Below are 24505 nucleotides of genomic sequence, written 5' to 3' on the forward strand. Positions count from 1 at the left end.
TCATTCATATTCATAGGAAATTGCAGAAAGCGCATAGAGTGGCGCTGTTTCTGTCCTCAAAATCCTTGGACCAAGGGCAATAGTTTCAAAGTCATTTTCTATTAAACGTTCTATTTCCTGAGAATCTAATCCACCCTCAGGACCAAAAACGATTAGTATCGACTTTTTATCATACACCTTTTTTAATTGGTCGGCAAACTTTTGACGCTTACTTTTTTTGGCATCCTCTTCATATGCTATAAATTTTACGTCATATGTTTTGGAAATCTTTATTAATTCTTCAAGGGTAATCGGTTGATGAATCTCTGGTATAGAAGATCGATGAGATTGCTCAGATGCTTCCTTTGCAATTTTCTGGAGTCGACTAATCTTCTTCTCATTTTTCTTATCATCCCATTTCACGATAGACCGCTTTGCCTTCCACGGATAAAGAGCAGCCATTCCAAGCTCCGTACCCTTTTGGGTAATCAGGTCTAGCTTATCTCCCTTTGGAAGTCCACAGACCAACGAAACACGGATTGGCATTTCATTTGTTCCCTCTAGCTTATTTAGTACTCTAAGCTGCACAGCTTTAGCTGAGCCTTCTACAATTTCCATTTCGTACGTTTGCTGATGACTCACTACATATACCACGTCTCCAGATGACATGCGCATCACCTGTATCATGTGATGCGCATCTTCTCCAGCTATGGTTATTATACCGTTATCTCCAACTAGTTCTTCCGTAAAATAACGTTGCATTTTTTTTCTCCCCTATAAGCTAGGCTTTCTAGAGATAATGGTTACCCAATCCTCCATCATCATCACTTCTTCTATTTCAAAACCAGCAGCTTGCAAGGACTGACGTACGTCCTCCTTCTTATTCGCAATAATTCCAGAGGTAATAAATAAGCCGTTGTCCTTCACAAGCTTAAAGGCATCATTCGTAAAGGTCATGATAATTTCTGCTAAGATATTCGCAATCACAATATCCGCTGGTTCCTTTACATTGTCTAAAAGATTACCATGTGTAACTTCTATGGTATCCTCTACATGATTTAACCGGATATTTTCCTTTGCAGATTTAACCGCCACTTCGTCCAGATCTAAAGCATGAACATGACTTGCCCCTAATTTAGCTGCACCGATTGCAAGAACACCAGATCCAGTCCCCACATCAATGACAGTAGAATTAGGTTGAACATTTTTTTCTAATGCCTGTAAGCACATAACAGTAGTCGGATGAGTACCAGTGCCAAAAGCCATCCCTGGGTCCAGCTCAATAATTATCTCATCACTATTGACACGTTCATATTGCTCCCAGGTCGGTACAATCGTAAACCTGTTAGAAATTTTCACCGGATGATAATATTTTTTCCAGGCTGTTGCCCAGTCTTCTTCATCCACTTCTTGGACAGTCAGTATATTGTGACCAAGATCAATGTCAAAATTTAATAGGTTGTTGATCGCAAGCTTAATCTCTTCAACGGTTTCTAACAAAAAGCTAGTTTCAGCTAGATAAGCTTTTATTCGTACCCCATCGGCTGGAAAATCATCTGGATTTAGATTATATATTTCTCCAAAGAAATCCTCACGCTCCTTTATGAGGTCCTCAGAATCTTCAATTACTACTCCACTTGCTCCTGCTTCGTGTAGGATATTACTTATTGCTTCCACCGCTTCATTCGTTGTATGAATGGATAGTTCCGTCCACTTCACTTGCGCCAACTCCTTTTTAGTCACCTTTTATCGTTCGTTTAATTTTTTCGAATAATGTACTACCCTGTTCTTCTGGAATATCTCCACTGATTTCTGCAAATTCTCGTAGCAATTGCTTTTGCTTTTCAGTTAATTTCTTAGGCGTTATAACCTTCGCAATTACATGCTGGTCTCCCATACCGTAACCGTGGACATTTTTTACACCTTTCCCCTTTAAACGGAACTTTGTACCAGATTGTGTACCTGCTGGGATTTTAAGCTTAACTTTTCCCTGAACTGTCGGGATTTCTAATTCATCACCAAGTGCTGCTTGAGCAAATGTTAATGGAAGCTCAAAATAAATATCATCGCCGTCTCGCTCAAAGCGTGGATCCGGCTTCACTCGGAAAACAACATACAAGTCGCCAGCTGGACCGCCATTTACTCCAGGCTCTCCCTGACCAGTCACACGTAATTGTTGGCCATCATCTACACCGGCTGGAATCGTAATCTTAATTTTCTTGCGCTTGTTAACGGTTCCTTTTCCATGGCAAGTAGAACATTTCTCTTTTATTAGCTTGCCCGTTCCCTCACAGTAATTACATGTTCTCTTCGTTTGAATTCTTCCGAAAGGAGTATCTTGTGTAATCGTAACCTGTCCGCTTCCTTTACAATGCGAGCATGTCTCTGGATGAGTTCCCTTTTTCGCACCTGTTCCGTGACAAGTATCACAAGTTTCTTCTTTTGTTATCTCTATCTCTTTTTCTTTTCCGAAAACAGCTTCCTCGAAATCAATTGTCATGGCATACTGAAGGTCATTTCCTTTTCTAGGGGCGTTAGGATCTCTACGTCTTGTGCCTCCACCACCGAAGAAGGAGCTAAAAATATCCTCAAAACCGAAACCATCTCCACCACCAAAGCCACCAAAGCCTTGATTTGGACCAGCATGGCCAAACTGGTCGTATTGCGCACGTTTTTGCTCATCACTTAACACTTCATACGCTTCTGATATTTCCTTAAATTTCTCTTCCGCATTCGCTTCTTTGTTAATATCTGGGTGGTATTGCTTTGAAAGCTTTCTATATGCCTTCTTTATTTCATCTTGAGATGCTCCCTTAGAAACTCCAAGGACCTCATAGTAGTCTCTTTTGCTCATAATTCACTCTCCTGCTCTTTAACTTACACATAAAGATAATTGTAACATGGACAAAATCGTAATAGCAAAATAAATCAGTTCAGCAATCGGTAGACAATGAAAAAGCCAAAGCCGAGAACCGGTCTTTGACTTTTTCCATCGACATTACTTGTCTTTATCGTCGTTAACTTCTTCAAATTCTGCGTCGACTACACCGTCATCAGATGGTCCGCCTGCTTGCTGCTCAGCACCTGCTTGAGCTTGAGCTTGCTCATAAAGCTTCATGGTAAGCTGTTGCACAACTTCGTTTAACTTATCTCTTTTTGCTTTGATGTCTTCAACGTTTCCTGATTCAAGTGCAGATTTTAGTTCTTCTTTTGCATCTTCCGCTGACTTTTTCTCGTCATCAGAGATTTTACCCTCTAAATCCTTCAGCGTTTTTTCCGTCATGAATACTAATTGATCTGCTTCATTTTTTAATTCTGCTTCTTCTTTACGAGCTTTGTCAGCTTCAGCATTTGCTTCTGCCTCTTTTACCATACGCTCGATTTCGTCATCGGATAAAGAAGAGTTAGATTGAATTGTAATGTTTTGTTCTTTTTGAGTTCCTAAATCCTTCGCTTTAACGTTTACGATACCATTTTTATCAATATCGAACGTTACCTCGATTTGTGGAACACCACGTGGTGCTGGTGGAATATCCGCTAATTGGAATCTTCCAAGTGTTTTATTGTCAGCAGCCATTGGGCGCTCCCCTTGAAGAACGTGGATGTCTACTGCTGGTTGGTTATCTGCAGCTGTAGAGAAAACTTGAGATTTAGATGTTGGGATCGTTGTATTACGTTCAATCAACTTCGTGAACACGCCTCCCATTGTCTCGATACCAAGTGATAATGGAGTTACATCTAGAAGAACTACGTCTTTTACGTCTCCAGTTAATACGCCACCTTGAACTGCAGCACCCATTGCTACCACTTCATCTGGGTTAACTCCACGGTGTGGCTCTTTACCAGTTTCTTTCTTAATAGCTTCCTGTACTGCAGGAATACGAGTAGAACCACCTACAAGGATAACTTTGTCGATTTGAGCTTTTGTTAATCCTGCATCTTGAATTGCTTGACGAGTAGGTACCATTGTACGTTCCACCAAGTGAGATGTTAACTCATCAAATTTTGCACGAGTCATCGTTAATTCTAAGTGTAACGGACCAGCTTCACCAGCTGTGATGAATGGTAAAGAGATTTGTGTAGAAGTTACACCAGAAAGGTCTTTTTTCGCTTTTTCAGCAGCATCTTTTAAACGTTGAACAGCCATTTTATCTTTTGAAAGATCAATGCCGTTTTCTTTTTTAAATTCTGCTACTAGGTAGTCCATGATTACTTGGTCGAAGTCATCTCCACCTAGACGGTTGTCCCCTGCAGTTGCAAGTACTTCAAATACTCCGTCACCTAACTCAAGGATAGATACGTCAAATGTACCTCCACCTAAGTCATAAACAAGAATTTTTTCATCTTGCTCCATTTTATCTAAACCATATGCTAATGCAGCTGCAGTTGGTTCGTTGATAATACGTTCTACTTCTAAGCCAGCAATACGACCAGCATCTTTAGTTGCTTGACGCTCAGCATCATTAAAGTATGCAGGAACTGTGATAACTGCTCTTGTAACTTTTTCTCCAAGATAGTCTTCTGCAAATCCTTTTAAATATTGAAGGATCATTGCTGACACTTCTTGTGGTGTGTATTCTTTGTCTTCTGCTTTTACTTTTTCAGAAGTACCCATTAAACGTTTAATAGATGCGATTGTGTTAGGATTTGTGATAGATTGACGCTTTGCCACTTCCCCTACTTGGCGCTCCCCATTTTTAAATGCTACAACAGATGGTGTTGTACGATTTCCTTCTGGGTTAGGGATAACTTTTGGTTCCCCACCTTCAAGTACGGATACACATGAGTTTGTTGTTCCTAAGTCAATACCAATGATTTTAGACATACATTTTCCTCCTATAGATACCTGTTATATATTTAATGATAAGCTGCTTTCAATGAAGGCTTATTCGTTTACCTTCACCATGGAAGGACGAAGGATTCGATCCTTTAACTTATAGCCTTTTTGAAGCTCTTGAAGGACAATCCCTGATTCTTGACTTTCATCCTTCTCTTGCATTACTGCTTGGTGAAGGTTCGGGTCGAACGGAACGCCTTCCGATTTAATTGGCTCAAGCCCTTCTTTTTCAAGAGCAGCCTGTAAAGAACGGTATACCATATCCACACCTTTTGCTAAAGAGATAGCCTCTTCAGTAGTTGGTTGGATTGCTAATGCTCGTTCTAAATTATCTAATACCGGTAAGATATCCGTTAATACGGACTGTGCTCGGTATTTAGTATCTGCTTCCTTATCAAGCTGGACGCGTCGCTTGTAGTTTTCAAAATCAGCAAGCAAACGGATATAACGATTCTTTTCCTCTTCAAGCTGTTGCTTTAAGAGCGTTACTTCGTCAGCTTCTTCTGCTGAAGTTTCTTCTACTGACTCTTCAGTTGCGTCTACTACCTCTGTTTCTTCGGTAGTTTCTTCTTTTTCTTCTCGTATTTCCTGGTTTTTTAGAACCTCTTTATCTTTTTCCATTACTAGCAACTCCCCTTTATCCATGCTGGCCATGTATAATTCTAGATAATTCTCTAGATAAATCTCCACTCATCACATCAAGGAGTGAAACTACACGCTTATAATCCATTCTGGTAGGACCTATTATAGCGATTGAACCGCGTTGCTCTTCTCCAATATCATAGGATGCCGTAATAATACTACAATTCTCCATCCCAATTTGGTTATTTTCGGAGCCTATGCGAATATCAATTCCTTTTTTGTTTAAATGGAATAGCCCTGGTATTTGATTTACTTGTTCCATCCAATACATGATATGTTTTGCTTTTTCCACATCATTAAATTCAGGTTGGCTTAGCAGTTGCATTTTCCCACCATAGTATACCTTTTCCTCATGTTCTATTTTCATAGATGTCTGCAAGGAATTTAATAAGTGGGTCATTCTACCATTGTTATGGCGGAGAACAGTGGATACAACAGTCTCGAGCTTGGTATGAAGCTCATGGAGGTACACACCTACCAAGTGCTCATTAATAATGTTTACCATGCGCTCGATATCAGATGCACTAAATACTTCTGGTATGGAAAATACCCTGTTTTCTACATGTCCACTATCCGTAACAATGATAGCCACAGCTGAGTCTTCCGTTAATGGAACGATGGAAAATCTCTTTACACGATGCTTTCTCACATCTAATCCTAACATAATTGAGGTATAATTCGTTAGCTCTGACAATATTTCGGCAGATTTACGGATAATTTGTTCCGTTTCAACCAACCGTTCCTGGAAGATTGAACGCATTTGCGTTATCTCTTCCTTCGTAACAGCCTGTGGAGTTAATAAATGATCCACATAATAACGATAGCCTTTTTCAGAAGGTACACGACCAGATGAGGTATGTGTTTTTTCTAAGAAACCCATATCCTCTAAATCCGCCATATCGTTTCGTATAGTGGCTGGACTAAACGGTACTTCTTCTTTTTTAGAAAGCTGACGAGACCCGACCGGTTGAGCGGTTTCAATAAAATCATCTACCGTTACTTGCAATATAAGTAATTGCCTATTTGTTAGCATGATTATCACCTCTGTTAGCACTCGAACGTCGAGAGTGCTAATACTCATATAAAACTTATCAAATCTATAGAAAAGTGTCAACGATTTCAACCAATTTATTTAAGAAAATATTGAAAAACTTCATTCCCTACAAATCTGCCTCTACGTGTTAGGGATATATATCCATTCTCTATTTTTACCAGTTGCTTTTTTAACAGTTCATCTAGCTCTTGTCCATATATTTCTTCTAACGACTGCTGATAAGTGTGTTGAAAATCCGTTAAACTGACTCCTTCATTTTTACGTAAGCCTAGGAACATTTCTTCTTCCATCTTTTCTTGATCTGTGACTTCCTTTTGGCTAATTATAGGCTTAGTCTCTTCCTCTATAAGCTGCATATACTTTTTTAATGGTCCATGGTTGGAGTAACGGATACCATTCACATATCCATGCGCACCCGCTCCAAGACCTAGGTATTCCTCGTTGTTCCAATAAAGAAGGTTATGCTTAGATACTTTGCCATCTTTAGAAAAATTACTTATTTCATACTGATCATATCCATGCCTCTCCATTTCATCCATCAACAAACCATACATTTCTGCTTCTAAATCTTCTCCTGGAAGAGAAAGCTTTCCTTTAGACAGGAGGTTATAAAAAATAGTCTTTGGCTCTACTATTAAGGAATAAGCAGAGATGTGGGGAATACCCAATGAAAAGGCTTCTTTCAGAGAATCGTTCCATTGCTCCATCGTTTGGTTTGGCAGACCATACATTAAATCAATGCTAATGGAAGGAAAATTAATGTTTTTGGCATGTTCAATTACTTGATACACATGCTCGTTTGCATGGGTTCTGCCTAATACTCTTAATAAGTCCTGATTAAAAGTTTGAACCCCCATGCTTAATCTATTCACGCCAAAATTTCGCATAATCTGCATTTTTTCAAGCGTCAGCTCATCAGGATTTGCTTCCGAAGTGAATTCCACTACATGCTCCATTGGGATATTCTGCTGAATCAGTGTAAATAATCGCTCTAATTGCTTTGGTGATAAGGAGGTTGGTGTTCCTCCACCTATGAATATTGTTTCAATTCTCGATCCTGCTAGTTCACTAGCCCACAGTTCCATTTCATGTCCGAGCGCCTCAATATACTCATCTACCGGCTGATTATGAAAGAAAAATTTATTAAAATCACAGTAATTACATATTTGATGACAAAACGGTATGTGTAAATATACACCTTTAACCATACTATTCGTTCCTTCTTTCTATTCAAACTTCCACATAAAGCAAGAAGGAGGCCTAAAGCCTCCTTCCACCATTTTCTATGAGAATATTTATTTGATTCATATTAGAGTTTTTGTCTTTCTATGTATAAATTATAGCCGATTTTTGGGGAAGCTACAAACTTTTGAATTTAAATAAAGATGTAAAAAGCAACCTATCTACCAGAGAGATTGCTTTTTATGTACTACGGACCTGCCGGACAATGACCCTGGCTAGTGCATCCAGGAGCTGGAACATCTCCACTACCATCATTTCCAAAATGCGGATTACCAGAGAACCTGCACTTACACTGCTAGCAAAAAAAGGACCAATAAGTAAAATAGATCCAGTTAGCAAAGAAATTGCTTTACCCTTCTTTTTCATATACGACATAATCCTTGTACTAAATACAAAAAAAACCTCTAATTATTAGAACTATATCTAATAGTTAGAGGTGTACTATAAACTTCTTAATCAGAAATGCCGTTTATTTATTTGGCTCGTCCATCTTCAGAACAGCCATAAATGCCTCTTGAGGAACTTCTACAGAACCAACCTGCTTCATACGCTTTTTACCTTCTTTTTGTTTCTCCAGAAGTTTACGTTTACGAGAAATATCTCCCCCGTAACATTTTGCAAGTACGTTTTTACCGATTGACTTAATGGTAGAACGTGCAATAATCTTTTGTCCAACTGCCGCTTGTACAGGGACTTCAAATTGCTGCCTTGGAATTAAAGACTTAAGTTTTTCTACAATTACTTTCCCACGCTCATATGCAAAGTCTTTGTGGACGATAAAGCTTAAGGCATCTACCTTTTCACCATTTAATAAAATATCCATTTTTTGAAGCTTCGATTCCTTATAGCCAATTAACTCATAATCAAAGGATGCATACCCTTTTGTGCTTGATTTTAAAGAATCAAAGAAGTCATAAACGATTTCTGATAATGGAATTTCATAAATAATGTTTACACGGGCAGAGGATAAATAGTCCATCGTGATAAAGTTACCACGTTTACGTTGGCACAGTTCCATTACAGATCCAACGTAATCCTCAGGCACCATGATAGAAGCTTTTACATACGGCTCCTCGATACTTTCGATTTTTTGAATGTCTGGCATCATCGATGGGTTATCTACTTTTACACTTTCACCCTTCGTTAGCTGTACATTGTACACTACGCTTGGCGCTGTTGTGATTAAATCGATTTTAAACTCACGCTCGATACGCTCTTGAATGATTTCCATATGTAATAATCCTAAGAAACCACAGCGATATCCAAATCCTAAAGCTTGAGAGGATTCAGGTTCAAACTCTAATGCCGCATCATTCAATTGAAGCTTCTCTAATGCTTCTCGCAAATCATTATATTTAGAGTTATCAATTGGATATAGTCCGCAGAATACCATTGGGTTCATTTTACGGTAACCTGCTAATGGCTCTGATGCTGGATTATTCGCTAATGTGATGGTATCCCCTACACTTGTATCTCCCACGTCCTTCATAGAAGCAGTTAGGAAGCCTACGTCTCCAACAGTTAATTCATCACGTTGAGTAGTTCTCGGAGTAAATACTCCTGTTTCAACAACATCAAATTCTTTTCCAGAGGACATCATACGAATTTTATCTCCCGGCTTTACAGTTCCTTCTACAATTCGGATATAAGCAATAACTCCACGATATGGATCATAAAGAGAATCAAAAATAAGTGCTTTCAGTGGAGCTGCAGGATCTCCTGTAGGAGCTGGAACCTTTTCTACAATCTGTTCTAGAATTTCTTCGATTCCAATTCCTGCTTTTGCGGATGCATGCACTGCTTCAGAAGCATCTAATCCAATAACTTCCTCTACTTCCTGTTTTACGCGCTCAGGATCAGCAGCAGGCAAATCAATCTTATTAATAACTGGTAAAATCTCTAGATCATTATCTAAAGCCAAATAAACATTCGCTAAAGTTTGAGCTTCTATCCCTTGAGCAGCATCTACTACTAAAATTGCTCCCTCACAGGCTGCTAGGCTTCGAGAAACCTCATAGGTGAAATCCACATGTCCCGGAGTATCGATTAAATGGAAAATATATTCTTCTCCATCCTTTGCCTGATACTTTAATTGGACCGCATTTAATTTAATGGTGATTCCACGTTCTCTCTCTAAATCCATCGAATCAAGTAATTGATCCTTCATTTCTCGTGATGTTAACGTTTTTGTTTTTTCTAATATACGGTCTGCTAGCGTAGACTTCCCATGATCAATATGGGCGATAATAGAAAAGTTCCTTATCTTTTTCTGTCGTGCCAGTCTCTCTTCATTGTTCATGCATGTTCACTCCTAATTAAACTATTATGAATTATACTATGAAGAGAATGTATATTACAACAGCTAGAAGAAGAGATGCCTTACAGTTCATTGAATGGCTGGCTCAGCAGTCATTACAACCGGCTACTTTACAAAAATAAACAGCCATAAATATTTATCCCATATATAAATCTATATTTTCTCTCTCATTTCTAAACTAATTAACTATTTCACTATAAATAATTTGCGTACTATATCATATCTAGTATTTGGGAGGTGTTAAATAATGTCAAATAACCAAGGCGGGTCCTACGGAGAAAACTATTCTAATCGTAGTGGGTATGGGAACAACAATTCTGGATTTGCGTTACTTGTTGTGCTTTTCATACTGCTAATTATTGTAGGTGCAGTAATCACTTCAGGAAATAGCGGATATAAGGGTGGATATTAGTATGTAACACTGCTATATAATTTTCTCCCTAGACAGATATAAAAAAGACAAAATACATCAAGGGCTAAAACCTCTGCATGTATTTTGTCTCTATTTTTGGTCGTATACCTAAGAAGTTACCTTTTCATTAAACACATTTGACAAAGCCCTCGCTAGGATTGCAATTGTTCTATTTAATTCTACTTCGGAATTATCGGGACCTCCAAGCTCTACTAACAGTGCATTCTTTGAAAGATCTTGATTATAAACTCCATCTACCCCCTTGCCATACTTAGGCAAAGTTCCTCTCGATATACCAGGCACGAGTCTATTCATCTCATCTGACACTGCTTTGGCTATCTGTGCATTCCACTTAAAATTAGGATGCTCCTCACCTATGACAAAAATAACCTTTGCATAGGATTCTTCCCCAACCTGCAATGTCGTAATATTTCTCTTAGCGGCATCTCTATGAAAATCTATGACAAAATCATATTGTTCCTTTTCTATTGCTTTTTGTACATAAGGTCGAATATCATGATAGTTTTTAATATTAAATGGCTTATCTATTTCTACAAAGTCTGCTTCCAACTGGTTAAATGCAAACTGTGCAGTTATTTGCTCTGCGAAGGCAGATATATTTGTTTCTTGATGATAGGTAGCAATCTTTTCACCTTTGTCCTCTAGTATAGGCTTGAATGCTTCCTGCCAATGCGTAAAATAGACTAACGCTTTTTTAGGCGGAATAAATTCTGCCACAGCTTCTACCTTTGGTTTTGCATCAATTTGTGCTGCATAGACTACAGGTATCTCCTCGCTCTTTTTCTCTCTCACCGTCTCTTTTTCTATTACCTGTTCAGTAGAAAGCGGTGTCTGGAGTGTCGCAATTACAATAGGAGCCAAAAATAGAAGTAACAAAATACTGATCAATTTTTTAACGGAATTAGCCATAGTATCCACCCTCCTCACACAATCGTATGAGGAGAGCGAGAATTTTAGAACTTAATTAGCTGTTAACCAAGTATTTAAACTGCTTGAAAGCATATATGCATAGTTTTCCACCCAAGCATCTGTTTCTTTGGGAGTAACGAATAAAGAAGGATTCTTTCCAGCAAAAACTTCTGCAAATAATTTTCGCTTCTCTTCTGTTGACCAGTGTACCCATTCTCCAAAAATTGGCTGTAGCACCTTCTTATCCAAATTAGATTTCTTACTAGAAGTCATGGGTGTAACTGCCAATGCCGCAGATGGCTTGCTTGATTCTTCCACCTTAGAAGCAATATGGTGTATTACCTGCTCCATCGCATCCGCGTAAAGAACCGGTCCGTCTACAACCATTGGTATTCCTATTGCTATTACCGGAACCCCATATACTTCCTTCGAAATCTCTTTTCTTTGATTCCCAACACCTGAACCCGGATGGATCCCTGTATCCGTAATTTGAACTGTCTTACAAAGCCTTTCACTGTTTCTCGCAGCCAAAGCATCCATCACGACAATCAAGTCTGGTTGAAAAGCATCACTAATCGCTTTCACAAAATCACTTGTTTCAAATCCCGTCTGACCAGTAACACCAGGGGCATACATGACAACCTTCATGTTCTCTTGGTTGGTTAAGTCAGAGCCTTGCAAATACTCAATAGCCTTCGGACCAATTGCATCAGGGGTTATTGAAGCATTTCCTAAGCCAATGATCAGTATTTTTGGGTTTTTCTTCAGCTTTAGGGATTTTTGCAGCTCATGCAGCTTTTCCACAAATATTCTTGCGATATTCTTAAAACTATTTTCATCCTCCGGAGAAAGGGTTAAATCTGTAAGGGTAATATATTTCCCTTTCTTTTTCCCAATATTCTTTTCTCCTTCCTCATCTACCTCAATAGATGTGATAAGAACTGCACCATCACGAGTTTCCTCTAATTTTATACCCTCAGAATCCTTTAATGTTTCCTTTTGTTTTTTCGTACGATGTTTAACCATTTCATCTGATTCATCTAATAAATCTGTACGTCCCCACATATATTTTCACCTCAAATTTAGTTTGGTCTAACTGTCAAGTAAATATTCTTGGCTTTATATATTGCAATTTAGTTTTTCGTTTGTTAAAATAATGCTTGTTGTATAAAACTGTATACAAAACTTGTATCATCTCAGACCTTATTAGGAGGTGAAAGGTATGCCAAACATTAAATCTGCTATTAAACGTGTTAAGAAAGCGGAAAGCGTAAACGCTCAAAATGCAAAAGCTAAATCAGCTATGCGTACTGCTGTGAAAAAAGCTGATACTGCAGTGCTTAACAACGATGAAAACGCAAAAGAACTTATTAAAGTTGCAATTCAACAAGTTGAAAAAGCAGCTTCAAAAGGTTTAATTCATAAAAACGCAGCTAGTCGTAAAAAAGCTCAATTAATGAAAAAAGCGTAAGTTGAAAAAAGACTGGTCGATCTTATCGACCAGTCTTTATTTATAATTCTTTTTAAAGGACCACTTGCTTCAACATTTCCTCAGCTTAATAGAAATAATTCTAGAATCCGCTCTCTGTTACCACTTAATGTCTTCAGCTGTAAATCCACCGTTGCGATATCATTTAATGCTTTTAAAAGCTTCTGTTCATGATGCAGCATAGGATGATCCATTAGAAGCTTCACACGATATGGATGCACCTTTAACTGGTTGGCAATTTGTTGTGCATGGTATCCTTTTTTCTTTAAATGACTAATTTGTGCCATCAAGCGTACTTGCGAGGCGATTAAAGCATTTAACTTCAGCGGATCCTCTTTTCTTTTTAATAAATCATGATAAATCTCGATTGCCACACTTTTATTGCCAGATAAATAGGCATTCCCCAAAGCGAATACATCCTCTTCTAGCGTCCTAACGAGAAGCAATCTAACTGTCTGCTCATCAATCTCATGCTCTTCTCCAATGTACGTAGCTAGCTTCTCTATTTCATTTTGAAGATGGACCAAGTTAGTGCCTCCCATCTCTAGCAAGCTTTGCACTGCTGAATCCGAGATAGTTTTTCCGTGGCGACCGGCTTCCTGGACAATCCAGCTTTTTATGTCATGCTCTTGAAGGCTAATAGCTTCTATTACATTGGAATACTGTTTCATTGATTTCGTAATTTTTTTTCTTTCATCCAATTTTTCGTAAGGAGCTATAAATACAGTAACAGCAGTAGGAGACGGATTTTTTAACCAATCTTCTAGCATTGCAAGATTATGTACTACCTTTTCCTTCCCTTTTTCTGTCGCTTTAAGAAAGAAAGCATTTTTGGCAATAATAAGCTTACTATCTGAAAAGAAAGGCAATGTGTCTGCCTCATATATTACTTCCTCAATGGTTGTTTCCTCCAAATCAAAGGTAACAACTTCTCTTTCTGAATCCTTAGAGAAGTTAGCTTTAAGCCTTTTGATTGTTTCCTCTATAAAATAGCCCTCAGAGCCAAATAATAAGTATATCGGTGAGATTTCTCCCTTTCCAATTTGCATCCATTTTTCTGTGATCATTGCGTAGCTCCTTGCTTTTATTATATGTATATTATAACGTATTTCAGTTGAAAGTTTTGCGAAAAAAATGACAGCTAGATGAAAAAGAAGGTAATGTATATAGATTTTTCTTGTACTATCCGATATAATTAGGTGGAAATAGGAGGGGTAGCAATGAATGAGTTTGAACAAAATGTACAGTCGAAGCGTAATGACGCTATCGACTCAGGCGTAGGTTTTGTAGTCTCCTTTGGATTTTTTGCAACTATGTTTATAATTGCAGTAGTTATTGAGTTTTTAGCTCGATAATAACCAGAAAGGGACAGTTTGTTGAGATGGTCTCTTTACGACAAGGATGGTGGCAATGTAATGCGATCACCGCACGATCAATGCCACATAGCAGATATCTAATGTCATAGAAAAGGGTTGTCCCATGAGTTTTTTACTTCTGGGACAACTCTTTTTTCCTATCAAAATTCCCATGAGATCGGATACTTACCTGCCTACATATCGAGTGCTTTAATGTATGAAATAAGTGACCTTCCCCTCTTTCGTTATCTCTACTTCTATCGCACCTACTTCTCCTGTCTGAAAATAGGGGATGCTTAACATATCTAATCTATCTGTTACTTCCTTATGAGGATGACCATATCTATTTTGAAAGCCCGCTGTAATAATTGCTAAATCTGGCTTCGTGTGTTCTAAAAATTGCTGGTCACTCGAAGTTTTACTACCATGATGTCCTAGCTTGATTAATGTGAGATCGTTTAAGGATGTTCCGTACATTTCAAGTAAACGCTGCTCCCCTTCCTTTTCTAAATCCCCTAAAAATAATCCATGAAAATAGTTATTGTACATAGATAGGATTAAAGAATCGTTATTTCCCTCATAATCGCTGTTCTCCGGATATAGATAAGTAAAGATGAAAGGACTTAGCTGAAAAAAATCTCCTGCCCTCTTCTCCAAAATGGGCACTTGGTGAAGGTTTGCTACTTTTCTTAACTCATCCATTGTCTTTTCCTCCAAAGAGCCTGGACTTATATGAATTTCCTTCACCTTGATAGCCTCTAAAATTTCATCTGCTCCCTCCATATGGTCTGCATCTGCGTGTGTGAGGATCAAAGCATCCAGCTGATGAATTCCTTTTCCTTTCAAAAATGGCACTACTACCTGCTCTCCCACTTTATATTCGTTTTTGCTGTTTTTCCACGCCTCTTCGTTTTGAAAGCGAAGTAGCCCTCCTGTATCAATCATAATCGTCTTATTCCGATAAGGCAGCTCGATAACAATACAATCACCTTGCCCAACATTTAAAAAGGTAATTCTCGTAGAAGAATCCAGAGAAGGATAAATCTGTATAAGGATAATAGGTATTACGAGCACACAGAAAGCTCTCTTCCATTTTTTCTTCCCTTCAAACATAACCAAAAAAGAGAGTAGACCAATATATGCAGCAATAACAATCGGAATAGGAGGCATCATAGGATTCCACATCTGATAGGGCAGACTTCCTAATAAGAGTATCCCATCTTGCAGAAACAACCGAAAAGGTTCATAAACAGATAACAAGATGCTAGTAATAAGGGGAGAAAGAAAACTGATAAAGAGTAGTAGCAGATTAATCGGAAGAATAATGAAAGAAAATAGAGGTACAAATAATAAATTTGCTAAAAAAGAGGAAATCGAAATTTCAAAAAAATGAAAGAGTAACAAGGGGAAGACGATCAGCTGGCAAAGGAATGTGATAAAGAAAGATTGAATGATATAGGAGGATTGACGTTGAAGTAGCTTGGAAGAAAAAATTAAAGAAAACGCTGCTAAATAAGATAATTGGAAGCCTATTTGGAAAATCACCCAAGGAGTTATAAAGATAAAGCCGATTATACTTATTGCAAAGGCATCCTCTATCGGGATTTTCTTACGGACCCTCCCACTGATTAGTATAATTAAGGAAACCGAAACAGCTCTCCATACAGAGGGTGCTCCACCAGCAATAAATGCATAAAGAGGCAAGGCGACAATTAAAAGGACACTTGCAACTTCCTTTCTAACACCAACACGCAAGAGAGTTTCATATAAAAGCATCACTATTAGACCGACATGTAAACCGGAGATTGCAAATAAATGAGTAATCCCCAGCGTTTGATAGGCAACTTGTAGCTCATCGTCTAACTCTTCCCTACTTCCAATTAAAAGAGCCTCTGCCTCGGCTTGAAGCGTCTTTGGAAAGGTGTTACCAATGTGCTCCTTCAGTTGAAAGCGCTGATCGGCCATTATTGTTCTAAAGCTATTATTCTTGTCGATATATGTATAATTCTCGACCTCAACCTGACCAGAAGCTCCATTACTCTTTATATAGTCATCCATCCGAAAAGCATACTGATGAGCATATGGAGCCTCCATAGTAGGATATGCGTCTACAGCAAAACGAGAGCCCGCCAGAGAATAAGAAGAAAAGTACACTTTTTCCTCCTCCGTTCTCAGCTTCCATTTAACATACCACTTCTGTCCATGCTCTGAAACTGCAAAGCCTCTGATGGTCTGGCCGTTAATTTTATAAACTTCTGTCCAGGTCAGTTCTTTTATATCAGTTTCTGCAGAGAGGTGGATTCTTTCATTGACAAGTCCAAAAGTAAGCAATCCAAGAAAGATATAGGTAGATAAGACAACCAGGTGCATCCTTTTATATAGCAGAAAGGGTAATAATACTATCAGTAAAATTAAATATTCGTTCAATTCATAAGCTAGCAGGGTTCCTAATAGAACAAAAATAGCTCCGTAAATCCATGTCCCTCTAAAAATTATAGTCCGAATAGGCTTGCCACCTTCTCTTCATAAGGTTGTAGCTCCTCAGGGCTAGCCCCTTTTTCTCTTAATTTCTCCATTAGCTCCATATATAAGGAAACCTTGTCTTCTTGAAGGAAATCAATTTTTCTTTGATCAAAAGGAACATGGAATACTTCTACTCCAGCAGTTTCCAGAAGTTCTACTGCATAGGGATTATTTTTATAATCCTGTGCGTAATACAGTCGAGCAATTCCACTTTGAATGATAGATTTTGTACAAGGTAGGCACGGAAAATGCGTTACATAAAGATCAGCTCCACTAGCACCAATCCCATACTTTGCGCATTGCAATAATGCATTCATCTCTGCATGAATCGTACGTACACAATGGTTGTCCACTACATAGCAGCCGTTATCAATACAATGGTCTCCACCTGAAATAGAGCCATTATACCCGCCTGCTATAATCCGCTTGTCTCGGACAATAGTAGCCCCTACCGCCAATCGAACACAAGTACTTCGTAATGCTAATAAATGGCTTTGTGCCATAAAAAACTGGTCCCATGTTATACGCTCCATATAAATACCTCCAAATTTTGCTTTATACTAAGTTTAGTAGTTTAGAAGACAAAGTTCAATATTGCTTATTTTACGGTAATTAGCTGCTCTAGATGCTCATAGGTTTTTTCCCCTATTCCCGGAACATTCATGAGGTCTTTTACATCTTTAAAGGGACCATTTTCCTCTCTATATTGCAAAATCGCTTCTGCTTTAGATGGCCCTATCCCTGGAAGAGACGTCAAGGAAATAGCATCTGCTTTGTTTAAATTGAGTAGACGCTCCTTCTCCTGAGGAGCAATTTCTTCGCTTGGTTCTTCTCCAATGAGAGGAATAGAAAGAACCATCTCATCTGTCAAACGCTCAGCATGATTAATGGTACTGCTATTGGCTGTGGAAAGATAGCCACCTGCAAGCTGTATAAGAGCTAAAACTCTTTCGCCTTCTTCAAGCTCATATACTCCTGGTTTGTGAACAGCACCTTTAATTTCTACAAAAATAGTAGTGCTCTCCGTTTCTGATACATTTTGTTCATCTTGTATGACACTTGGTGGGGGAACTTCTATAGGACTAGTAAGAGGTGTACGTTCTGCTTCTGTATTCTTCCAAAAAAATAATAGGACGATAATCGGAAGGATAGCCAATGGGAAAAGGAGTTTCTTATAACGTTGAAAGAATTGTTTATTTAAGGGGATCATCCTCTTTCAAAAGAGGTAAATTATATGGAGTTATACAAAATATACCAAATTTACCTCTTGTTGAAAAGAATTATTTTATTGCGTGGAAAAAATAACGTTGTACATCTTCATGGGAATCTTCAAAAACTGAATCACTTATAGAGATAGAACGAAAACCAACTTCCTTTAGAAGTTCCTTATACTCTTCTAAAGGAAATGTTCTTTGATAATGTGATTCTTCAAATCTCTCATAGTATCCTGAGTGGCCTTTTACAAAGAAGGTGATGTCATGATAGATAGAGTGCTGTTCCTCTCCTGGCTCCGTATGCCATATATAGGCTACATCCTCATCCTCATAAGTAAAAGGGCCATCTGGATAGATGACGTCCATTTTATATAAGGAATGCACATCAAAAAATAGATGTCCATGTTCGTTTAGTGATTCATATATTCCTTGAAAGGTTTCTTTTACCTCTTTCAAATCCTCCAGGTAGTTCAAGGAATCAATTGCAATTACCGCAATATCTATTTCTCCTAGACCATTTAGTCTGGACATAGATTGACATAAGAAAGTAATATCTACCTTGTTTTCTATACATCTGGACTGAGCCACCGCAAGCATATCTTCTGACAAATCCACTCCGATGACCTCATAACCCATTTTAGCAAATTCCATACTTAATACACCGGTACCACAGCCCACATCTAATAGCTTGGCACCCTTTTCAGCAGGCGCATTGGCCGCTACCCATTCTGCATATTTAGAATATGGAATATCCTTCATTAAGGAATCATAAATATAGGCGAATTGATGGTAGGAAGACATTATGCATCCTGCCCAACTTGAATCATTGGTGCATCTCCCCATAATCTTTCCAGGTTATAATACGCACGCTCATCTTTATGGAAAACATGTGCAACGACATCTCCCATATCCACTAGAACCCATCTTGCTTCGTCAAAGCCCTCTAAGCGTTTCACGTTGTAACCAGCAAGTAACGCTTGTTCAGAGAGTTCTTTTGCAATCGCTTGAACTTGACGATCAGAATTTGCATGGCAGATAAGAAAATAGTCTGCAAGTAATGACACCCCTTGCATGTTAAGTACTACTATATCCTCTGCTCTTTTATCGTCTGCGGCTTTATAAGCGATTTCCACTAGTTTTTTTGAATCCATTCTTTCACTTTTCCTCTCTTCTTACCAAATCATTATAACAATGAAATGAATCTGGATATATCGATTGTTTTTTATTTATCAGAAACGCAATACTGTGTTGAACACATTGAAGCATGGCGTCGTTTAAATCTTTTTCTGCTATTTCCCGAAGAACTTCTACCCCGGGATACTGTCGGTTTGGTTCAATCATATCCGCTATATAGATAATCTTTTCAAGATCCGACATACCTACTCGTCCTGTCGTGTGATATTTAATAGCATTTAGGGTGTCCTGGTCCTTTATATCATATTCATGCTCCGCAACATAGCTGCCAACCGGGGCATGCCAAAGCTCATGATGGAACTCTAATAATAAAGGATCCATGCCCTCTGTAATGATTTTTTCCTTTAACCATTCTTTTTCCGCATACTTTACACAATCATGTAAAATTCCAGCTATCTCCGCCTTCTCCTGATCAACTCCATACTTTTGGGCTAGTTTTATCGCTGTTAACGTAACACCCTTCGTATGAATCCAACGTTTCTCCGGCATGCGTTCCTTCATTTCTTCCAGCAGCTGTTCATATTTCATATAGCTTCTCCCTTTCAATGTACTCCCTTACGGCATCTGGAACCAGATACTTAGTCGTGTTTCCGTTTTCAAAACGACGACGTATTTCGGTAGAGGAAACATCTATTTGAGGAATTTCTACTATCTTGATAGGATATGCTGTTTGCAAGCTTGTATGCGGTCTTGCAACACCAATCAGCTGAACAATTTGTACAAGCTCATCAATACGGTACCAGTTAGGCAGGTACTCTACCTGATCCCCTCCAATGATGAAAAAGAACTCGCTGTCGGGCTCTCTTTGCCTTAACAGCTCTATTGTGTCGAATGTATAAGAAGTACCGCCTTTTGTTAGTTCCATATCTTCCACTTTCATAAAAGAACAATTACCAATCGCTAGCTCAAGCATGGTAACTCTTTGCTTGCCCGTTACCCGGAAGTCCTGCTTTTTATGGGGAGGGATAGCATTCGGCATGAATCTGATTTCCTCTAAACCTAAGGCATGGTAAACTTCATTCGCAATGATTAGATGTCCTATATGGGGGGGATTAAAGGTGCCACCTAGTATACCCACTCGTTTTTTCATCGCCCTGCTTTTGGCAGCTCGATTCGTTTGTTATTTTTAGATGGCTTGTACAATACAACTGTTAAACCGATTAGTTGAACTAGCTCCGCATCTGCACCCTTAGCCAACGTTTCTGCCACTTCGTGTTTATCTTCTTCACAGTTTTGTAAAATACTCACCTTTATTAATTCACGGACCTCTAAAGCTTCCCCTATTTGCTTAATCATTGCATCATTAATACCACCCTTACCAACCTGAAAAATTGGTGACAAATGGTGAGCCTCACTGCGTAAAAAACGTTTTTGTTTACCTGTTAACATAATTTCCTCCTAAAAAACCTGTAAGTCTTTCAATCATTGAATCAACATCCGGCAGCACGCCATTCCAATAAGAAAAGGCTAATGCCCCCTGATGGACCAACATTCCAAGACCATTAAGTGTTCGTGCTTGATATTTTGCTGCTTCCTCTAAAAACGGAGTAACCAATGGATTATATACAATATCCGCTACAATTGCATCTTGTTTGACTCCCTTTAGTTGAATAGGGAGCTGTTGTCCTTTTTCCAAACCTACAGAGGTGGTCTGTACGATTAAGTCATACTGCGCTACCTGATTCTCTGCATCCTGCAAGGAAACAGCTTTTCCTACCCCAAGCTCCTGTACTAGTCTTTCTGCATTCGTTAATGTTCTATTGGCAATAGTGATAGAACGATAACCAGATTGCTTAAATGCATAGGCAATGCCTCTGGCTGCTCCGCCCGCCCCTACTAATAGAATGTTGCTAGTTATGGGAACAGATCCTATAGAATGGAGAAAGCCAAGACCATCTGTATTATAACCTATATACTTCCCCTGCTCTGTTCTCACAACTGTATTTACTGCACCGATATTTTGAGCCGACTCGTCTATTCCATCTAAAAAAGGAATAATTGCTTCCTTGTATGGCACTGTCACATTCCAACCGCTGCAGCCTAATAATTTTAGTGCTTGAACTGCTTCAGACAGCTTGTTTTCTTCCACCAGAATGGGAATATAGCTTGCCTCTATATTTTGTTCCTTTAGCCAAGTATCATGCATAAAAGGAGACAGCGAGTGGCTAATTGGGTTGCCTATTACTGCAAACCATTTTTTCATATGGAACTACCTCCTAAATAAGGGAAGGTCGAATGGAGACTTGTACTCCGGCTGGTGCATGAGCAGCTACGACACACCCACCCTTTTGTACAGTGATCCAACCTAACCCTGAAAACACAATGTCCGTCTTATCGTCTTTAATTTTAAACTCATGACGTACAAGTGGCGGTAGCTTCTCTACAAACTTTTCCGAAGGTGGAGAAAGTAATGTTCCACGGTGCTCTGCCCAGAGCTTATCGGCATTTTCAAGTTTTGTTCTGTGAATTGTAATATCGTTTGAAATATAGCAAGTAAAGGCCGCACGCTCTCCTTTTATAAAGTCAAAACGCGATAAGCCACCTAAATACAGCGTTTGCTCACTGTTTAGCTGAAACACTTTTGGCTTAATCTCTTTCTTCGGTGTAATGAACTTCAACTCGGAGGGATCAATATGATGAGCCATTTGATGATGATTAATAATACCTGGAGTATCGTGCAGGGCCTTCTTATCATCTAAAGGAATTTCAATCATATCTAATGTTGTTCCAGGAAAATGAGAAGTTGTAATAATAGCATCTTCACCGGTAGCTTGCTTAATAATACGATTGATGAATGTAGATTTCCCTACATTTGTACACCCAACCACATATACATCTTCGCCTTCTCGATATTGCTCAATAGCTTCCATTGCCTCAGGCATACCTGTGCCTTTATGCGCACTTACAAATAAAACATCAATTGGTGACAAGCCTAATTTTTTTGATTCCTGCTTAATCCAATTGATTACTTTATTTTTTTTCACCGATTTTGGTAATAAGTCAGCTTTATTTGCAATTAAAAGGATAGGGTTATTTCCTACAAAGCGATGGAGACCTGGCAACCAGCTTCCATTAAAATCAAAAATATCTACTATTTTTACAATTAGTCCTTTACGAGTTCCTAAGCCATTTAATATTCTTAAAAAATCATCGTCTGTTAAAGAGACAGGCTGAAGCTCATTGTAATTTTTCAACCGAAAACAACGCTGACAAATGATTTCCTCCTTTTCTAAAGAGGATGGTGGGGCATATCCCGGTTCACCTACAAATTCTGTTTGTATAACAGTACCGCATCCGATACATTTTAACGCTTCTGTCACGCTTCTTCCTCCCATGTCACTTTACCTTTTCTATCTAAGTAACTAAATATTCTTCTTTCAACCATTCGATTAAAACGAGTAACAAAGCCGTCTGATTTTGCCACTGGAATCACTAAGATCGTATGTAGCTTTTGACGATTTCCTCCGAAAACGTCCGTAAGTAATTGATCACCTATTACTACAACCTCTTCTTTTTTCACAGACATAATAGAAAGTGCTTGTCTAAAGGCTTTTCCAAATGGCTTTCTTGCTTTATAAATAAATGGAATACTTAAAGGGTCTGCAAAGGTTTTTACCCTTAATTCATTATTATTGGAGACTATTGTCACCTGGATGCCTGCAGCCTTCATGGAAGCAAACCATTCAATTAGCATAGGAGTCGCCTCCGGTCTATCCCATTCCACAAGTGTGTTGTCCAAATCTGTGATAATTGCTTTAATCCCCTTTTCTTGGAGCATCTCAGGGGTTATGTGAAACACACTTTTCACAAATTCACTGGGTATAAATTTATTGATCAAGTTAAAAACACTCCAATTCCACAATTTCTTGTTCCATTATAGCATATTAGCTATTTTCTCACCCATCCTTACAAATTTTCCAGGAACTAAGTCTCCAGCAAAACAAACACTGCCTTCTTCAAACAAAAGAACTACCGTGGAGCCAAAGGAAAAGTACCCAACCTCCTGGCCTTTCTTCCATTGCTTGTCCAAGCAAGTTAACTCGATTGAATTAATAAACATAGCTCCAACTTTAATATGAAAGCAATTTTTTCCATTAGGCATTTCTAGTTCTGTTAAGAGTCTATAATTTCCACTTATTGTTTCTTTCCCATACTGAAGTCCCCATTTGTTTACTGGATACGATTTATTTCCTTGTATATACTGTCTTTTAATTTTCCCATCAACAGGGGCATGTATGCGATGATATTCGGCTGGACTTAAATATAAAATGATGTATTTCCCATTCGTATATTGTCTACCAATAGTTTCAGAGCCTAATATATTCGCTAGAGTATACGTCTTCCCCTTAACTAGAAATAGACCTTCTTCTGTTATATCTCCAAATATTTCAACGGTGGCATCGACAGGAGAAGTGATACTTTCAATAGCAAGGTCGATTTTTCTATTTTCTTTGTTAATTTCTCTAATAAAAAATTCATGAAGGCATGCATAATCGTCCACATGACATATCATATCGTTAGTGGTAATATTAAAATGCTTCATATAAAAAGGGATAACCATTTTACTTATTTTTGAATGAGCAAAATGCTTTAATAAAGTTGATGACCACTTTCCATTCGTCAGTTCAATCATCGATTGATAAATTTTATCTTTCATTTTTTTTCTCCCTTATAATGCTTACAATTTTTACTTAATCGAAGTATAATGAACAAATATGCTAGTTGTAAAGGAGTTGATTTTTAGTGTACCTTCAGAATGCAATGAGTCAAACCATAAAAAAGTTAAAAACACATACCGCTAATATGATTACGATAGGGAATTTAGCCTTTGGTGGAGCTGCTATTATGGCTACCTTGAATGAATATTACTCATTTAGCGTCTTATTTATATTTGTAGCTGGTCTTTTAGATCGTTTTGATGGAATGGTAGCAAGACGTTTTCAATTAGAATCAGAGCTTGGTAAGCAGTTAGATTCCATGAGTGATATTATCTCATTTGGAATAGCGCCTTCATTACTTATGTATTCACTAGTTCTGCAAAATTTCAATTTTGCTGGTATGGCAGTAACCGTCATCTATATTGCATGTGGTGCTTTCCGCTTAGCAAGATTTAACATTACAGAATCAAATGGTTTTTTTACCGGCTTACCAATTACGGTGGCAGGGGTCCTCTTAACCTTATCGTATTTTGCTATTGAATATGTTCCTCCGGTGACATATATGTTCTTATTTATTATTTTAGCATTTTTAATGATTAGCACTTTTACTCTACGGAAAGTGTAAATTGCAAAAGAGTATTCAGATTTTTGCTATCTGG

Annotated in this window: 27 protein-coding genes and 1 pseudogene; 4 read left to right on the forward strand and 24 right to left on the reverse strand. The window is 38.3% G+C overall.

Features of this window, described 5'->3' with window-relative positions; all coding sequences use genetic code 11:
- The 9 genes from AC1VU3_RS09345 to lepA all read right to left on the reverse strand — a co-directional run bounded on the left by AC1VU3_RS09345 (position 1) and on the right by lepA (position 10053).
- Positions 1-741 carry a 16S rRNA (uracil(1498)-N(3))-methyltransferase gene (locus AC1VU3_RS09345; protein WP_480387632.1) on the reverse strand — a complete coding sequence of 247 codons (741 nt, stop codon included), beginning with the start codon at positions 739-741 and terminating at the stop codon, positions 1-3.
- Positions 742-753: 12 nt separating this feature from the next.
- Positions 754-1698 (reverse strand): 50S ribosomal protein L11 methyltransferase, encoded by a 945-nt coding sequence (gene prmA, locus AC1VU3_RS09350; protein ID WP_482983348.1) that lies wholly within the window; start codon positions 1696-1698, stop codon positions 754-756.
- A 16-nt stretch (positions 1699-1714) separates the two neighbouring features.
- Positions 1715-2833, reverse strand: a complete 1119-nt coding sequence (dnaJ, locus tag AC1VU3_RS09355) for a molecular chaperone DnaJ (RefSeq protein WP_480387630.1) — start codon at positions 2831-2833, stop codon at positions 1715-1717.
- 144 nt (positions 2834-2977) lie between these two features.
- The gene (gene dnaK / locus AC1VU3_RS09360; protein WP_480387629.1) at positions 2978-4804 is read right to left on the reverse strand and encodes a molecular chaperone DnaK; all 1827 of its coding nucleotides are present in this window, start codon (positions 4802-4804) and stop codon (positions 2978-2980) included.
- A 60-nt stretch (positions 4805-4864) separates the two neighbouring features.
- The gene (gene grpE / locus AC1VU3_RS09365; protein WP_482983349.1) at positions 4865-5437 is read right to left on the reverse strand and encodes a nucleotide exchange factor GrpE; all 573 of its coding nucleotides are present in this window, start codon (positions 5435-5437) and stop codon (positions 4865-4867) included.
- 16 nt (positions 5438-5453) lie between these two features.
- Positions 5454-6491, reverse strand: a complete 1038-nt coding sequence (hrcA, locus tag AC1VU3_RS09370) for a heat-inducible transcriptional repressor HrcA (RefSeq protein WP_480387627.1) — start codon at positions 6489-6491, stop codon at positions 5454-5456.
- Between the two features lie 95 nt (positions 6492-6586).
- A complete protein-coding gene (gene hemW, locus AC1VU3_RS09375) occupies positions 6587-7720 on the reverse strand; it encodes a radical SAM family heme chaperone HemW (RefSeq protein WP_482983350.1) in 1134 nt (377 codons plus the stop codon).
- A gap of 214 nt (positions 7721-7934) precedes the next feature.
- Positions 7935-8120, reverse strand: a complete 186-nt coding sequence (locus AC1VU3_RS09380) for a hypothetical protein (RefSeq protein WP_480387625.1) — start codon at positions 8118-8120, stop codon at positions 7935-7937.
- Positions 8121-8223: 103 nt separating this feature from the next.
- Positions 8224-10053 (reverse strand): translation elongation factor 4, encoded by a 1830-nt coding sequence (gene lepA, locus AC1VU3_RS09385; RefSeq protein ID WP_482983351.1) that lies wholly within the window; start codon positions 10051-10053, stop codon positions 8224-8226.
- Positions 10054-10369: 316 nt separating this feature from the next.
- Here lepA and AC1VU3_RS09390 point away from each other — a divergent pair.
- A pseudogene (locus AC1VU3_RS09390) lies at positions 10370-10483 on the forward strand (YjcZ family sporulation protein); the annotation flags it as partial.
- Positions 10484-10591: 108 nt separating this feature from the next.
- Here the strand turns inward: AC1VU3_RS09390 and spoIIP are convergent.
- Positions 10592-11413, reverse strand: coding sequence for a stage II sporulation protein P (gene spoIIP / locus AC1VU3_RS09395; protein WP_480387569.1), 822 nt, complete (start codon positions 11411-11413; stop codon positions 10592-10594).
- A 51-nt stretch (positions 11414-11464) separates the two neighbouring features.
- On the reverse strand, positions 11465-12478 hold the full coding sequence (gpr, locus tag AC1VU3_RS09400; RefSeq protein WP_480387568.1) for a GPR endopeptidase: 1014 nt from the start codon (positions 12476-12478) through the stop codon (positions 11465-11467).
- 157 nt (positions 12479-12635) lie between these two features.
- On the opposite strand from gpr, the gene rpsT reads away from it, so the two are divergent.
- Complete coding sequence (rpsT, locus tag AC1VU3_RS09405; RefSeq protein ID WP_480387567.1) at positions 12636-12884, forward strand: 30S ribosomal protein S20; 249 nt, start codon at positions 12636-12638, stop codon at positions 12882-12884.
- 80 nt (positions 12885-12964) lie between these two features.
- Here rpsT and holA read toward each other — a convergent pair whose 3' ends face one another.
- Entirely contained in the window at positions 12965-13969 is a 1005-nt protein-coding gene (gene holA, locus AC1VU3_RS09410; protein WP_480387566.1) for a DNA polymerase III subunit delta, read from the reverse strand.
- Between the two features lie 153 nt (positions 13970-14122).
- Here holA and AC1VU3_RS09415 point away from each other — a divergent pair, with 153 nt between their 5' ends.
- Positions 14123-14257 carry a YqzM family protein gene (locus tag AC1VU3_RS09415; protein WP_480387565.1) on the forward strand — a complete coding sequence of 45 codons (135 nt, stop codon included), beginning with the start codon at positions 14123-14125 and terminating at the stop codon, positions 14255-14257.
- 210 nt (positions 14258-14467) lie between these two features.
- Here AC1VU3_RS09415 and AC1VU3_RS09420 read toward each other — a convergent pair whose 3' ends face one another.
- The 12 genes from AC1VU3_RS09420 to AC1VU3_RS09475 all read right to left on the reverse strand — a co-directional run bounded on the left by AC1VU3_RS09420 (position 14468) and on the right by AC1VU3_RS09475 (position 23845).
- Positions 14468-16627 carry a DNA internalization-related competence protein ComEC/Rec2 gene (locus AC1VU3_RS09420; RefSeq protein ID WP_482983352.1) on the reverse strand — a complete coding sequence of 720 codons (2160 nt, stop codon included), beginning with the start codon at positions 16625-16627 and terminating at the stop codon, positions 14468-14470.
- 122 nt (positions 16628-16749) lie between these two features.
- Positions 16750-17313, reverse strand: coding sequence for a ComE operon protein 2 (locus AC1VU3_RS09425; protein WP_480387563.1), 564 nt, complete (start codon positions 17311-17313; stop codon positions 16750-16752).
- A gap of 65 nt (positions 17314-17378) precedes the next feature.
- Complete coding sequence (locus tag AC1VU3_RS09430; protein ID WP_480387562.1) at positions 17379-17990, reverse strand: helix-hairpin-helix domain-containing protein; 612 nt, start codon at positions 17988-17990, stop codon at positions 17379-17381.
- A gap of 70 nt (positions 17991-18060) precedes the next feature.
- On the reverse strand, positions 18061-18795 hold the full coding sequence (locus AC1VU3_RS09435) for a class I SAM-dependent DNA methyltransferase (protein WP_480387561.1): 735 nt from the start codon (positions 18793-18795) through the stop codon (positions 18061-18063).
- A complete protein-coding gene (gene rsfS, locus AC1VU3_RS09440; protein WP_480387560.1) occupies positions 18795-19145 on the reverse strand; it encodes a ribosome silencing factor in 351 nt (116 codons plus the stop codon). The genes AC1VU3_RS09435 and rsfS overlap by 1 nt, the downstream gene beginning before the upstream one ends.
- A 4-nt stretch (positions 19146-19149) precedes the next feature.
- Positions 19150-19716, reverse strand: coding sequence for a bis(5'-nucleosyl)-tetraphosphatase (symmetrical) YqeK (gene yqeK / locus AC1VU3_RS09445; RefSeq protein WP_480387559.1), 567 nt, complete (start codon positions 19714-19716; stop codon positions 19150-19152).
- Positions 19706-20278, reverse strand: a complete 573-nt coding sequence (locus AC1VU3_RS09450) for a nicotinate-nucleotide adenylyltransferase (protein ID WP_480387558.1) — start codon at positions 20276-20278, stop codon at positions 19706-19708. Before AC1VU3_RS09450 ends, yqeK begins: the two co-directional genes overlap by 11 nt.
- The gene (yhbY, locus tag AC1VU3_RS09455) at positions 20275-20577 is read right to left on the reverse strand and encodes a ribosome assembly RNA-binding protein YhbY (RefSeq protein WP_480387557.1); all 303 of its coding nucleotides are present in this window, start codon (positions 20575-20577) and stop codon (positions 20275-20277) included. The genes AC1VU3_RS09450 and yhbY overlap by 4 nt, the downstream gene beginning before the upstream one ends.
- Positions 20564-21391 carry a shikimate dehydrogenase gene (gene aroE / locus AC1VU3_RS09460; protein ID WP_480387556.1) on the reverse strand — a complete coding sequence of 276 codons (828 nt, stop codon included), beginning with the start codon at positions 21389-21391 and terminating at the stop codon, positions 20564-20566. The genes yhbY and aroE overlap by 14 nt, the downstream gene beginning before the upstream one ends.
- Positions 21392-21404: 13 nt before the next feature.
- Positions 21405-22523, reverse strand: coding sequence for a ribosome biogenesis GTPase YqeH (gene yqeH / locus AC1VU3_RS09465; RefSeq protein WP_482983353.1), 1119 nt, complete (start codon positions 22521-22523; stop codon positions 21405-21407).
- Positions 22505-23026: a YqeG family HAD IIIA-type phosphatase gene (locus tag AC1VU3_RS09470; RefSeq protein ID WP_480387554.1), complete on the reverse strand. Its 522-nt coding sequence runs from the start codon at positions 23024-23026 to the stop codon at positions 22505-22507. The genes yqeH and AC1VU3_RS09470 overlap by 19 nt, the downstream gene beginning before the upstream one ends.
- A 36-nt stretch (positions 23027-23062) precedes the next feature.
- Complete coding sequence (locus AC1VU3_RS09475) at positions 23063-23845, reverse strand: phosphatidylserine decarboxylase (RefSeq protein WP_480387553.1); 783 nt, start codon at positions 23843-23845, stop codon at positions 23063-23065.
- Between the two features lie 104 nt (positions 23846-23949).
- Between AC1VU3_RS09475 and pssA the strand changes: the two genes are divergently transcribed.
- Positions 23950-24471: a CDP-diacylglycerol--serine O-phosphatidyltransferase gene (pssA, locus tag AC1VU3_RS09480; RefSeq protein ID WP_482983381.1), complete on the forward strand. Its 522-nt coding sequence runs from the start codon at positions 23950-23952 to the stop codon at positions 24469-24471.
- The last annotated feature ends 34 nt before the right edge of the window (positions 24472-24505 follow it).

This window comes from Psychrobacillus sp. Z16_25 (assembly GCF_056856695.1).

Bases quoted from the DNA above. Each gene is read 5' to 3' on its own strand.
- AC1VU3_RS09345 (WP_480387632.1), bottom strand. From the start codon at position 741: ATGCAACGTTATTTTACGGAAGAACTAGTTGGAGATAACGGTATAATA.
- dnaJ (WP_480387630.1), bottom strand. From the start codon at position 2,833: ATGAGCAAAAGAGACTACTATGAGGTCCTTGGAGTTTCTAAGGGAGCA.
- dnaK (WP_480387629.1), bottom strand. From the start codon at position 4,804: ATGTCTAAAATCATTGGTATTGACTTAGGAACAACAAACTCATGTGTA.
- grpE (WP_482983349.1), bottom strand. From the start codon at position 5,437: ATGGAAAAAGATAAAGAGGTTCTAAAAAACCAGGAAATACGAGAAGAA.
- hrcA (WP_480387627.1), bottom strand. From the start codon at position 6,491: ATGCTAACAAATAGGCAATTACTTATATTGCAAGTAACGGTAGATGAT.
- hemW (WP_482983350.1), bottom strand. From the start codon at position 7,720: ATGGTTAAAGGTGTATATTTACACATACCGTTTTGTCATCAAATATGT.
- AC1VU3_RS09380 (WP_480387625.1), bottom strand. From the start codon at position 8,120: ATGAAAAAGAAGGGTAAAGCAATTTCTTTGCTAACTGGATCTATTTTA.
- lepA (WP_482983351.1), bottom strand. From the start codon at position 10,053: ATGAACAATGAAGAGAGACTGGCACGACAGAAAAAGATAAGGAACTTT.
- spoIIP (WP_480387569.1), bottom strand. From the start codon at position 11,413: ATGGCTAATTCCGTTAAAAAATTGATCAGTATTTTGTTACTTCTATTT.
- gpr (WP_480387568.1), bottom strand. From the start codon at position 12,478: ATGTGGGGACGTACAGATTTATTAGATGAATCAGATGAAATGGTTAAA.
- rpsT (WP_480387567.1), top strand. From the start codon at position 12,636: ATGCCAAACATTAAATCTGCTATTAAACGTGTTAAGAAAGCGGAAAGC.
- holA (WP_480387566.1), bottom strand. From the start codon at position 13,969: ATGATCACAGAAAAATGGATGCAAATTGGAAAGGGAGAAATCTCACCG.
- AC1VU3_RS09415 (WP_480387565.1), top strand. From the start codon at position 14,123: ATGAATGAGTTTGAACAAAATGTACAGTCGAAGCGTAATGACGCTATC.
- AC1VU3_RS09420 (WP_482983352.1), bottom strand. From the start codon at position 16,627: ATGCACCTGGTTGTCTTATCTACCTATATCTTTCTTGGATTGCTTACT.
- AC1VU3_RS09425 (WP_480387563.1), bottom strand. From the start codon at position 17,313: ATGGAGCGTATAACATGGGACCAGTTTTTTATGGCACAAAGCCATTTA.
- AC1VU3_RS09430 (WP_480387562.1), bottom strand. From the start codon at position 17,990: ATGATCCCCTTAAATAAACAATTCTTTCAACGTTATAAGAAACTCCTT.
- AC1VU3_RS09435 (WP_480387561.1), bottom strand. From the start codon at position 18,795: ATGTCTTCCTACCATCAATTCGCCTATATTTATGATTCCTTAATGAAG.
- rsfS (WP_480387560.1), bottom strand. From the start codon at position 19,145: ATGGATTCAAAAAAACTAGTGGAAATCGCTTATAAAGCCGCAGACGAT.
- yqeK (WP_480387559.1), bottom strand. From the start codon at position 19,716: ATGAAATATGAACAGCTGCTGGAAGAAATGAAGGAACGCATGCCGGAG.
- AC1VU3_RS09450 (WP_480387558.1), bottom strand. From the start codon at position 20,278: ATGAAAAAACGAGTGGGTATACTAGGTGGCACCTTTAATCCCCCCCAT.
- yhbY (WP_480387557.1), bottom strand. From the start codon at position 20,577: ATGTTAACAGGTAAACAAAAACGTTTTTTACGCAGTGAGGCTCACCAT.
- aroE (WP_480387556.1), bottom strand. From the start codon at position 21,391: ATGAAAAAATGGTTTGCAGTAATAGGCAACCCAATTAGCCACTCGCTG.
- yqeH (WP_482983353.1), bottom strand. From the start codon at position 22,523: ATGGGAGGAAGAAGCGTGACAGAAGCGTTAAAATGTATCGGATGCGGT.
- AC1VU3_RS09475 (WP_480387553.1), bottom strand. From the start codon at position 23,845: ATGAAAGATAAAATTTATCAATCGATGATTGAACTGACGAATGGAAAG.
- pssA (WP_482983381.1), top strand. From the start codon at position 23,950: ATGAGTCAAACCATAAAAAAGTTAAAAACACATACCGCTAATATGATT.